Annotated in this window: 10 protein-coding genes; 6 read left to right on the top strand and 4 right to left on the bottom strand. The window is 55.7% G+C overall.

Features of this window, described 5'->3' with window-relative positions:
• The first annotated feature begins 20 nt into the window (after positions 1-20).
• The 4 genes from OGV67_RS10560 to OGV67_RS10545 are packed head-to-tail and all read left to right on the top strand — an operon-like array spanning position 21 to position 3,856.
• Positions 21-1,043 carry an ABC transporter permease gene (locus OGV67_RS10560; RefSeq protein ID WP_047463667.1) on the top strand — a complete coding sequence of 341 codons (1,023 nt, stop codon included), beginning with the start codon at positions 21-23 and terminating at the stop codon, positions 1,041-1,043.
• Positions 1,040-1,936 (top strand): D,D-dipeptide ABC transporter permease, encoded by an 897-nt coding sequence (ddpC, locus tag OGV67_RS10555; protein ID WP_115181639.1) that lies wholly within the window; start codon positions 1,040-1,042, stop codon positions 1,934-1,936. The genes OGV67_RS10560 and ddpC overlap by 4 nt, the downstream gene beginning before the upstream one ends.
• Entirely contained in the window at positions 1,933-2,919 is a 987-nt protein-coding gene (locus OGV67_RS10550; protein ID WP_047463664.1) for an ABC transporter ATP-binding protein, read from the top strand. Before ddpC ends, OGV67_RS10550 begins: the two co-directional genes overlap by 4 nt.
• Positions 2,912-3,856: an oligopeptide/dipeptide ABC transporter ATP-binding protein gene (locus tag OGV67_RS10545; RefSeq protein ID WP_047463662.1), complete on the top strand. Its 945-nt coding sequence runs from the start codon at positions 2,912-2,914 to the stop codon at positions 3,854-3,856. The genes OGV67_RS10550 and OGV67_RS10545 overlap by 8 nt, the downstream gene beginning before the upstream one ends.
• Positions 3,857-3,956: 100 nt before the next feature.
• On the opposite strand, the gene osmC is transcribed toward OGV67_RS10545, so the two are convergent.
• Positions 3,957-4,388: a peroxiredoxin OsmC gene (osmC, locus tag OGV67_RS10540; protein ID WP_012132392.1), complete on the bottom strand. Its 432-nt coding sequence runs from the start codon at positions 4,386-4,388 to the stop codon at positions 3,957-3,959.
• A 169-nt stretch (positions 4,389-4,557) separates the two neighbouring features.
• Between osmC and sra the strand changes: the two genes are divergently transcribed.
• Together sra and maeA are read left to right on the top strand one after the other, a co-directional pair.
• A complete protein-coding gene (sra, locus tag OGV67_RS10535; RefSeq protein ID WP_024130331.1) occupies positions 4,558-4,701 on the top strand; it encodes a stationary-phase-induced ribosome-associated protein in 144 nt (47 codons plus the stop codon).
• A gap of 173 nt (positions 4,702-4,874) precedes the next feature.
• A complete protein-coding gene (gene maeA, locus OGV67_RS10530) occupies positions 4,875-6,572 on the top strand; it encodes a malate dehydrogenase (protein ID WP_012132390.1) in 1,698 nt (565 codons plus the stop codon).
• A 137-nt stretch (positions 6,573-6,709) separates the two neighbouring features.
• On the opposite strand, the gene fdnI is transcribed toward maeA, so the two are convergent.
• The 3 genes from fdnI to fdnG are packed head-to-tail and all read right to left on the bottom strand — an operon-like array spanning position 6,710 to position 11,304.
• Positions 6,710-7,366, bottom strand: coding sequence for a formate dehydrogenase-N subunit gamma (gene fdnI, locus OGV67_RS10525; RefSeq protein ID WP_012132388.1), 657 nt, complete (start codon positions 7,364-7,366; stop codon positions 6,710-6,712).
• Positions 7,359-8,243 (bottom strand): formate dehydrogenase subunit beta, encoded by an 885-nt coding sequence (fdxH, locus tag OGV67_RS10520; RefSeq protein ID WP_012132387.1) that lies wholly within the window; start codon positions 8,241-8,243, stop codon positions 7,359-7,361. The genes fdnI and fdxH overlap by 8 nt, the downstream gene beginning before the upstream one ends.
• 13 nt (positions 8,244-8,256) lie before the next feature.
• Entirely contained in the window at positions 8,257-11,304 is a 3,048-nt protein-coding gene (gene fdnG / locus OGV67_RS10515; RefSeq protein WP_286465489.1) for a formate dehydrogenase-N subunit alpha, read from the bottom strand.
• Positions 11,305-11,391: the final 87 nt, after the last annotated feature.

The raw sequence follows: 11,391 nt of genomic DNA, 5'->3' as shown, positions 1-11,391 counted from the left end.
GGCTCCGCAAGGGGAAGCCTATGACGTTCTGGAGCATTTTACGCCAGCGATGCTGGGGACTTATTCTGGTGGTCGCCGGTGTTTGCGTAATTACGTTTATTATTTCTCACCTGATTCCTGGCGACCCTGCGCGACTGCTGGCCGGCGATCGCGCCAGCGATGAGATTGTCGAAAACATTCGCCAGCAGCTGGGGCTGGATCAGCCGCTGTATGTGCAATTTTTTCGCTATGTCAGCGACGTTTTTCACGGTGATCTGGGCACGTCTATACGCACTGGCCGCCCGGTAATGGAAGAGTTGCGCGTGTTTTTCCCCGCCACGCTTGAACTGGCCTTCTGTTCCCTGCTGCTGGCGTTGGTGATCGGGATCCCGCTGGGGATTTTATCCGCCGTATGGCGAAACCGCTGGCTGGACCATCTGGTGCGGCTGATGGCGATAACCGGCATCTCCACCCCGGCGTTCTGGCTGGGGCTGGGCGTTATTGTTCTGTTTTACGGACATCTGCAAATTCTGCCCGGCGGCGGAAGGCTTGATGACTGGCTGGACCCGCCCGCCCACGTTACCGGGTTCTACCTGATTGACGCGCTGCTGGAGGGAAATGGCGAGGTCTTTTTCAACGCGTTACAACACCTTATTTTACCGGCGCTGACTCTGGCGTTTGTCCACCTGGGAATTGTCGCCCGTCAGATTCGTTCCGCCATGCTGGAGCAACTCAGCGAGGACTACATTCGCACCGCGCGTGCCAGCGGTCTGCCTGGCTGGTACATCGTGCTCCGCTATGCCTTGCCTAACGCCCTGATTCCGTCGATTACCGTTCTGGGGCTGGCGCTGGGCGATTTGCTGTATGGCGCCGTGCTTACCGAGACGGTCTTTGCCTGGCCGGGAATGGGGGCCTGGGTGGTCACCTCTATTCAGGCGCTGGATTTTCCGGCGGTGATGGGATTCGCCGTAGTGGTCTCTTTGGCTTATGTGCTGGTAAACCTGGTCGTCGATTTACTCTATTTGTGGATCGATCCCCGAATCGGTCGCGGAGGTGCTGAATGATGTTAACGCAAGAGACGCCCGCCCCGTCGCAGACCGCCCGCCGCCGGATCGACTGGGCAAAACTCTTCTGGCTGATGAAAAGCAGCCCGCTGACGCTGACTGGCGGCGTGATTATCATCCTGATGTTGCTACTGATGGTGCTGTCGCCCTGGATAACGCCTTACGATCCCAATGCCATCGATTTGACCGCGCGCCTGCTTGCGCCCTCTGCGACGCACTGGTTCGGCACTGACGAAGTGGGACGCGATCTGTTCAGCCGCGTACTGGTCGGCAGCCAGCAATCCATTGTCGCCGGGCTGGTCGTCGTGGGGATTGCCGGTGGAATCGGCTCCTTGCTTGGCTGTCTTTCCGGCGTCATGGGCGGGCGCGCCGACGCCATTATTATGCGCCTGATGGATATTATGCTGTCGATTCCTTCGCTGGTGCTGACGATGGCGCTGGCCGCCGCGCTGGGGCCAAGCCTGTTTAACGCCATGATGGCGATCGCCATTGTCCGTATTCCTTTTTATGTGCGCCTGGCGCGAGGGCAAACGCTGGTCGTGCGCCAGTTTACCTATGTACAGGCTGCCCGAACGTATGGCGCTTCCCGCTGGCACCTTATCAGCTGGCATATCTTACGTAATTCGCTGCCGCCGCTTATCGTGCAGGCGTCGCTGGATATTGGCAGCGCGATCCTGATGGCCGCCACGCTGGGTTTTATTGGCCTTGGCGCACAACAGCCCACCGCTGAATGGGGCGCAATGGTGGCTATTGGTCGTAACTATGTCCTCGACCAGTGGTGGTATTGCGCCTTTCCTGGGGCGGCGATCCTGATTACCGCTGTCGGGTTTAACCTGTTTGGCGATGGTATTCGCGATCTGCTTGACCCTAAAGCCGGAGGAAAACAGTCATGACCCAACCCGTGCTGGAAATTGAGGATTTACACCTGAGCTTTCCGGGTTACAAAGCCGATGTTCACGCCCTTAACCACGTATCGTTGCGTATCGACCGGGGCGAAATCGTCGGCGTGGTCGGCGAGTCCGGGTCAGGTAAATCCGTCACCGCCATGCTGGCAATGCGGCTGCTGCCGGAAGGCAGCTATCACATTCATCAGGGCCGCGTATCGCTGCTGGGCGAGGACGTGCTGAATGCCAGCGAAAAGCAGATGCGTAAATGGCGCGGCGCGCGCGTGTCGATGATCTTCCAGGAGCCAATGACGGCGCTGAATCCCACCCGGCGCATTGGGCAACAAATGGTGGAAGTCATTCGCCATCATCAGGCGGTGAGCCGCCAGGCGGCGCGGGAGAAAGCCATCGCCCTGCTGGAAGAGATGCAAATTCCTGATGCGGCGCAGGTTATGGCGCGATTTCCGTTTGAGCTTTCCGGCGGGATGCGCCAGCGGGTGATGATCGCGCTGGCATTCTCCTGCGAGCCGGAGCTGATTATTGCTGACGAACCCACTACCGCGCTGGACGTCACGGTGCAGCTACAGGTTCTGCGTTTGCTGAAACTAAAAGCGCGAGCCAGCGGTACTGCGGTGCTGTTTATCAGCCATGACATGGCGGTGGTATCGCAGTTGTGCGATCGGCTGTATGTCATGTACGCCGGAAGCGTGATTGAGAGCGGCCCCACGCAGACGGTTATTCGCCGCCCCACGCATCCCTATTCCATTGGTTTGTTGAAATGCGCGCCGGAGCACGGCGAACCTCGCGCGCCGCTGCCCGCAATTCCAGGGACGGTGCCTAACCTGACCTGCCTGCCAACCGGATGCGCCTTCCGCGAACGCTGTTTTGCCGCCGGGACGCTGTGCGAGGCTGTCCCGGCGCTGGAGAATCATGGCGAACCTGAACAACAATCCGCCTGCTGGTATCCACAACAGGAGATGACGCATGTCTGACATATTGCTCTCGTTACGGGATGTCCATATCACCTTCCCCGCCCGTAAAAACTGGTTGGGCCGGGTGACGGAGCGCGTACATGCCCTGAACGGTATGGATTTGCAGATTCGCCAGGGAGAAACGCTTGGCATCGTGGGGGAATCCGGCTGCGGGAAAAGTACGCTGGCGCAACTGCTGATGGGAATGTTAAAACCCAGCCACGGCGAGTGCTCGCGGCCTGGCGTTGCGCGCACCGGCGCCAACAGCGGGATGCAGATGGTCTTTCAGGACCCGCTCTCTTCGCTGGACCCCCGATTACCCGTCTGGCGGATTATCACCGAGCCCGTCTGGCTCCAGAAGCATAACAGCGAACGCGAGCGGCGGACGCTGGCGGAAGAACTGGCCTTACAGGTTGGCATCCGGCCTGAGTACCTCGACAGGCTTCCCCATGCGTTTTCCGGCGGACAACGCCAGCGCATCGCCATTGCCCGCGCCTTATCGTCCGAGCCGGACGTTATCGTGCTTGATGAACCAACTTCCGCGCTGGATATCTCCGTGCAGGCGCAGATCCTTAATCTTCTGGTTGCGCTACAGACGCGCCGTAAACTGACGTATGTGTTGATTTCACACAACGTGTCGGTTGTGCGATACATGAGCGATCGGGTGGCGGTGATGTATCTCGGGCAAATTGTTGAACTGGGCGACGCGCAACAGGTGTTGACCACGCCTGCGCATCCCTATACCCGGCTGTTGCTGGATTCCGTGCCGAAAACGGGGGCGCCGCTGGCAGAAGACCTGGTGCTGCGCAAAACGGAATTACCGGGGAACCGCCACCTGCCGCAAGGGTGTTATTTTCGCGATCGCTGTCCGCTGGCAACCCGTGGCTGTGAAAAACCGCAGGCATTATTGACGCGGGGATCGGAGAGCGACGTTCGCTGCTGGCGAGCGGTGGAGTAAGAGCCAGACAATCGCCCGGTGGCGCTGTCGCTTACCGGGCCTACAGGGTGTTGTGGGGCCGACCCGACGCTCAATCACCGGGCCGTTGAGATTGATGCCGTTATGACGTCAACTGATAATCCAGCGTGATTTCCGCTTTCAGCACCTGCGAAACCGGGCATCCGGCTTTCGCTTTCTGAATAATGCCGTCAAAGGTGGACGCATCAATGCCGGGTACGGCCACTTCACTGTGCAACGCAATTTTCGTGATCGCAAAACCCGCGTCGACTTTATCCAGCGAGACATCGGCTGTCGTGTCGATTGACGATGGGGTAAAACCCGCCTCGCCCAGCATCAGCGAAAGCGCCATCGAGAAACAGGCCGCGTGGGCTGCGCCGATCAACTCTTCCGGGTTGGTTCCTTTTACGCCTTCAAAGCGTGTATTAAAGCCATAGGGTTGTTGATTCAACACGCCGCTTTCGGTCGATACCGTACCTTTTCCACCTTTAATATCGCCTTCCCAGTGTGCCTGACCTTTCTTATGGATTGTCATTCTTGCTCTCCTGTTGGCTCAAAACAGAAAGTATAGACCAACTCTGTTACACGCGTTCGGTCGCCTTCCCGGGAAAACCTGCTATGCTGTACCAGCAACCTAAGGGGTTACGTTTCTTTCGCAATTGCGAATTTGTCCTTAAAACTAGCAACAGGATTGAGGAGTTAAAATGAAATCGAACCGTCAGGCCCGTCATATTCTTGGACTGGACCATAAAATTTCCAACCAACGCAAGCTCGTGACCGAAGGCGACAAAGTCAGCGTGGTCAACAACCCTACTGGCAGAAAACGTCACGCTGACAGCCAAAAGTAAGCGCCCTGTTCTGATATGACGATAAACACCATTGCAACCGCAATGGTGTTTTTGCTTACAAAAGCCTGGATTCATTCACAATGCTTTATACTCTTTGCCCGACGCCCTGGTGAAAACCTAAGTACGCCCATAAAACAGCACCAGGAACGGATATTCGAAAAAGAGTGAGTGACATGGAAACCAAAATCAAGAAACAGCGTTCCCTTTATATTCCTTACGCTGGCCCTGTGCTGCTGGAATTTCCTCTCCTGAATAAAGGAAGCGCTTTCAGTATAGAAGAACGCCGTAACTTCAACCTGCTGGGGTTACTGCCGGAAGTGGTCGAATCGATTGAAGAACAGGCGGAGCGCGCCTGGATCCAGTATCAGGGATTCAAAACGGAAATCGATAAACATATCTATCTGCGCAACATTCAGGATACCAACGAAACCCTGTTCTACCGACTGGTGCAAAACCATCTCGATGAGATGATGCCGGTTATCTATACCCCAACGGTGGGCGCCGCCTGTGAGCGCTTCTCTGAGATCTACCGTCGCGCGCGCGGCGTGTTCATCTCTTATCAGAACCGCCACAACATGGACGATATCCTGCAAAACGTGCCTAACCACAATATCAAAGTGATTGTGGTGACGGACGGGGAACGCATCCTCGGTCTTGGCGACCAGGGCATTGGCGGAATGGGGATTCCAATCGGTAAACTGTCGCTGTACACCGCCTGTGGCGGCATCAGCCCGGCCTATACCCTACCGGTGGTGCTGGACGTCGGCACCAACAATCAGCAGTTGCTGAACGATCCGCTCTATATGGGCTGGCGTAACCCGCGCATCACCGATGACGAATACTATGAATTCGTCGATGAGTTTATTCAGGCGGTGAAACAGCGCTGGCCGGACGTCTTGCTGCAATTCGAAGATTTCGCGCAGAAAAACGCGATGCCGCTGCTTAATCGCTATCGCGATGAAATCTGCTCTTTCAACGATGATATTCAGGGAACGGCGGCCGTGACCGTCGGTACTCTGATTGCCGCCAGCCGTGCGGCGGGCAGCCAGTTGAGCGAGCAGAAAATCGTCTTCCTTGGCGCAGGTTCTGCCGGTTGCGGGATTGCTGAACAGATCATCGCGCAAACCCAACGCGAAGGACTCAGCGAAGAAGCCGCTCGCCAGAAAGTGTTTATGGTGGATCGCTTTGGTCTGTTGACGGACCAGATGCCTAACCTGCTCTCATTCCAGACGAAGCTGGTGCAAAAACGCGAGAACCTGCAACACTGGGACAGCGAAAGCGAAGTGCTCTCCCTGCTTGATGTCGTGCGCAACGTGAAGCCGGACATTCTGATCGGCGTGTCGGGGCAAACCGGGCTCTTTACTGAAGAGATCATTCGCGAGATGCACAAGCACTGCCCACGTCCGATCGTGATGCCGCTGTCTAACCCGACGTCCCGCGTTGAAGCCACGCCTCAGGACATCATCGCCTGGACCGAAGGCAATGCGCTGGTCGCGACCGGCAGTCCTTTCGCGCCGGTGGCCTGGAAAGATAAAATTTACCCTATTGCGCAATGTAATAACGCCTACATCTTCCCGGGGATCGGCCTGGGCGTGATTGCGTCCGGCGCGTCGCGTATTACCGACGAAATGCTGATGTCGGCAAGCGAAACGCTGGCGAAATACTCTCCGCTGGTGCTCAACGGCGAAGGTCTGGTATTGCCGGAGCTGAAAGATATTCAGACCGTGTCGCGAGCGATTGCCTTTGCCGTGGGTAAAATGGCGCAGCAACAGGGCGTGGCGGTAAAAACGTCCGCAGAAGCGCTACAGCAAGCCATCGACGAGAATTTCTGGCAAGCGGAATACCGCGATTACCGCCGTACCTCTATCTGAGTGTTTGCCCGGTGGCGCTACGCTTACCGGGCCTGTGTTTTATACGGTTGTCGGCCGGATAAGCGCAGCGCCATCCGGCATTCTGTTGGCAAAAAAAAAGCGCTACAGACGTAGCGCTTTTGTCTTTTGAAAGCGGGTTATTGTAATCCCTCTTTGCTTTCCTTTTTCGCTTCGACCTTCTCGACGTCGCGATACCAGCGCGGGTGGTGTTTCTTCGCCCAGCGGCGACTCACTTTACCTTCGATCATCCCTTTAATCGATCCTTTCACCCAGAATGCCATATACATATGGATGAGGATGGCGTGCATCAGGATGATGCCTGCCGCCGCATGGATCAGCAGGCTGTAACGCACGACCTGCATCGGGAAGAACTGCGCAAAGTACGGACGCCAGATAATCACGCCCGTCACCAGCAGCACGAAAATCATGCTCATGATCGACCAGAACATCATTTTCTGCCCGGCATTGTACTTACCGACATCGGCGACTTTGTGTTCATTGCCCTTCAGAACTTCCACAATATTTTTCAGCCACGGAAGATCTTTCTTGTCCGGGATGTTGTGGTGTACAAAGCGCACAAACATGAACATCAGTGCGACAAAAATCGCTACGCCGAAGAACGGGTGCAAAATACGCCCCATCTGCGGCGTCCCGAAGGTTTGCGTCAGCCATTGCAGCGTCGGGAAGAAAAACGCAATTCCCGACAGCGACACCAGGAAGAAGCAAATCACCACCGTCCAGTGACAGGCGCGATCGATAAATTTCGTGCGCACAATCATTTTCGACTTACTCATGATGGTCCTCCTCTTCATCGTCCACTTCCTTGTTCGGGCCAATACCAATGTAGTGATAGATAAGCCCGGCGAAGGTGGCGATAAACCCGGCGGCAGCCAGAGGTTTCAGCGCCCCTTTCCACAAGTTGATAGAGGTATCAATCTGTGGATCTTTCGGTAAGCCGTGATACAGCTCCGGCTGGTTCGCGTGATGCAGAACGTACATGACGTGCGTACCGCCCACACCTTGTGGGTTGTAAACACCGGCATGTTCGAAACCGCGCGCTTTGAGTTTCTCCACGCGCTGCTCCCCCATCTCCAGCATCTCTTTCTTGGTGCCGAAATGGATTGCCCCGGTCGGGCAAGTTTTCACGCAAGCCGGTTCCTGACCGATACTGACGCGATCCACACACAGCGTACATTTATAGACGCGGTTGTCCTCTTTATTGAGGCGCGGAACATTAAATGGACACCCGGCGATGCAGTAGCCGCAGCCAATACAATGTTCGGACTGGAAATCAACAATCCCGTTAGCGTACTGGATGATCGCGCCGGCAGACGGGCATGCTTTCAGGCAGCCCGGATCTTCACAGTGCATACAGCCGTCTTTACGAATCAGCCATTCCAGCTTGCCGTTCTGTTCGGTTTCGCTAAAACGCATCACCGTCCAGGATTTCGCGCTGAGATCGGCCGGGTTGTCATACACCCCGACGCAATGACCTACCTCGTCACGAATGTCATTCCACTCGGAACAAGCCACCTGGCAGGCTTTACAGCCTACGCAGGAGGAGACGTCGATCAGTTTTGCGACTTCCGCTTTATAATCACGCGCCTGGGGAGGCGGCGTGATCGGGTTTGTTGCAGACCGTTTGATGATGTCCTGCGTTTCCAAAGACATATGTTCGCCTCCCTTACGCCTTCTCGATGTTAACTAAAAACGCTTTATATTCCGGCGTTTGCGAGTTGGAATCACCGACATTTGGCGTCAGGGTGTTCGCGATATAGCCTTTACGCGCAACCCCTTCAAAGCCCCAGTGCAGCGGAATACCCACGGTTTCAACCTGCTGACCATTGACGTTCAGCGTTTGCAGACGTCGGGTCACCACGGCAACCGCCCGGATGAATCCACGTTTGCTGCTGACTTTCACTGCGTCGCCGTTGGCAATCCCTTTCGAGGCCGCCAGGTTTTCGCTGATTTCCACAAACTGCTCTGGCTGAGCAATCGCATTCAGCAATGCGTGCTTGGTCCAGGTGTGGAAATGTTCGGTCAGACGATAGGTTGTACCGACATACGGGAACTGATCTTTCTTGCCCATACGCCGCGCATCTTCTTCGTACAGACGAACGACCGGGCTGGAGATCACGTTCGGGTGCAGCGGGTTGGTGCCCAGCGGCGTTTCCATCGGCTCGTAGTGTTCCGGGAACGGCCCTTCCGCCAGCTTATCGATGGCGAACAGACGTCCCAACCCTTCCGGCTGCATGATAAACGGCCCGGTTGCGCTACCCGGTGCGGCGGTGTTGAAGTCCGGGATATCGTTCCCCGTCCACTTCGATCCGTTCCACTGAATCAGCATCCGTTTCGGGTCCCACGGTTTACCCTGTGGATCTGCCGAGGCGCGGTTATACAGTACGCGGCGGTTCAGCGGCCATGCCCATGCCCAACCCAACGTATTGCCGAGACCTGACGGGTCGGCGTTGTCACGGTTAGCCATCTGGTTGCCCTGTTCGGTCCAGCTGCCGGTATAAATCCAGCAGGAGGACGACGTCGTTCCGTCATCGCGTAACTGGGCAAAACTGCTCAGCAACTGGCCTTTCTTCGCCAGCAGGACGCCGTTGGCGTCATAGAGATCTTCCAGCGCGTAGCCGTTGTTCTCTTTCGCAATCTCTTCAGACTCAGGATGATCCGGCTGTTTGTAGTCCCAGCTCATCTTCAGTAGCGGTTCAACGCCTTTACCCCCTTCGCTGCGATACATCTCACGCAGACGGTGGTAAATACCGGCCAGAATTTGGCCGTCGTTGCGGGCTTCGCCCGGCGCATCCTGACCTTTCCAGTGCCACTGCAACCAGCGGCCAGAGTTGGCGATAGAGCCATCTTCTTCGGCAAAACAGGTTGACGGCAGACGGAAGACTTCAGTCTGGATCGACGCCGGATCAACGTTGTTAGACTCGCCGTGGTTCTGCCAGAACGTGGAGGTTTCCGTCACCAGCGGGTCAATGACCACCATGTACTTCAGCTTGCTCAGCGACTGCACCACTTTGTTTTTGTCCGGGAAGGACGCAACCGGGTTAAAGCCCTGACAGATGTAGCCGGTCACTTTACCGCTATCCATCATGTTGAAGTATTTAATGACGTCGTAGGCCTGATCCCACTTCGGCAGCCATTCAAAGCCCCAGTCATTCTCTTTCTGCGCCGCATCGCCGTAGAACGATTTCATCAGACTGACGAAGAACTTCGGATAGTTGCCCCAGTAGTTCACCTGGTCAGCCAGCGTGGCTTTCGGCGTGTTTGCGCTCAAATAGGTTTGCAGATCCGCCTGCTTCTCAGACGGCAGGGTCAGATAACCGCTCAGGCTGGTGGAAAGCAGACCTAAATCCGTTAACCCCTGGATGTTAGAGTGGCCGCGTAAGGCGTTGACGCCGCCGCCTGCCATCCCCATGTTGCCGAGCAGCAACTGGATCATCGCCATCGTACGGATGTTCTGCGCGCCAACGGTATGTTGCGTCCAGCCCAGCGCGTACAGGAAGGTAGTGGTACGATCGGCGGCGCTGGTGGAGGCCAGCACTTCACACACTTTCAGGAAATCGGCTTTTGGCGTACCGCAGATGTTTTCGACAACATCTGGCGTATAGCGGGAAACGTGTTGTTTCAGCAGATTCCATACGCAGCGCGGATGGCTCAGCGTCTCATCACGTTTTGCATAGCCGTTTTCGTCGAACTGATAGTTCCAGGATGACTTGTCATACTGGCGTTTTTTGGCGTCATAGCCGCTAAACAGACCATCATCGAAAGCAAAATCATCCCGCACCAGCAGGCTGGCGTTGGTGTAATGCTTAACGTATTCGGCATTGATTTTATTGTTTTCAATCAGATACAGCAGTACGCCGGACAGGAAGGTAATGTCCGTACCGGAGCGAATAGGCGCGTAAATATCCGCGACCGAGGCTGTACGTGTAAAACGTGGATCGACGACAATCAGCGTGGCGTCGTTGTTGTTTTTCGCTTCTATCGCCCAGCGGAATCCCACCGGATGTGCTTCAGCGGCGTTACCGCCCATCACCATAACGACGTTGGCGTTTTTGATATCAACCCAGTGGTTGGTCATCGCACCGCGACCAAATGTTGGAGCAAGACTTGCTACCGTTGGTCCGTGTCAGACGCGTGCCTGGTTGTCTACTGCCAGCATGCCGAGGGAACGCGCGAACTTCTGCGTCAACATGCCTGTTTCGTTACTGGTGGCGGAGGCGCAAAGCATCCCCGTGGAAAGCCAGCGGTTTACCGTTACGCCCTGTTCGTTCTTTTCAATAAAGTTGGCGTCACGGTCGGCTTTCATCAGCTTTGCGATGCGGGTGAACGCGTCATCCCAGCTAATGCGTTGCCATTTATCTGAACCTGGCGCGCGATACTCCGGGTAACGCAAGCGGTTTTCACTGTGTACATAGTCCAGCAAACCTGCGCCCTTCGGACACAATGCGCCACGGCTGACCGGATGATCCGGGTCCCCTTCGATGTGATAAATTGCTTCTTTTGCGTTTTTTGCTCCATCGCCCAGGCTATACATTAATAGCCCGCAACCTACGGAACAGTATGTGCAGGTGTTTCGGATCTCTTTAGCGCGTAACAGCTTATAATTTCGCGCTTGAGCCAGTGCCATTTTGGGTGCAAAACCCAGAGCAGCGACTGTTGTTCCCGCCATACCGCCCGCGCAGATTTTAAAAAATTGTCTGCGGCTGACGTCCATTGCTTTCCTCTTTTTTCCAGGGATGTAACTTCGCGAGGAAACTAACAGCAATATCCATAACTTTTTTGCGTCAAATCAATAACGAAT

This window comes from Citrobacter sp. CK188, from assembly GCF_030333525.1.
In the GTDB taxonomy this organism is placed as follows: Bacteria; Pseudomonadota; Gammaproteobacteria; order Enterobacterales; family Enterobacteriaceae; genus Citrobacter_B; species Citrobacter_B koseri.
This window is presented reverse-complemented; position numbering and strand designations above follow the sequence as displayed.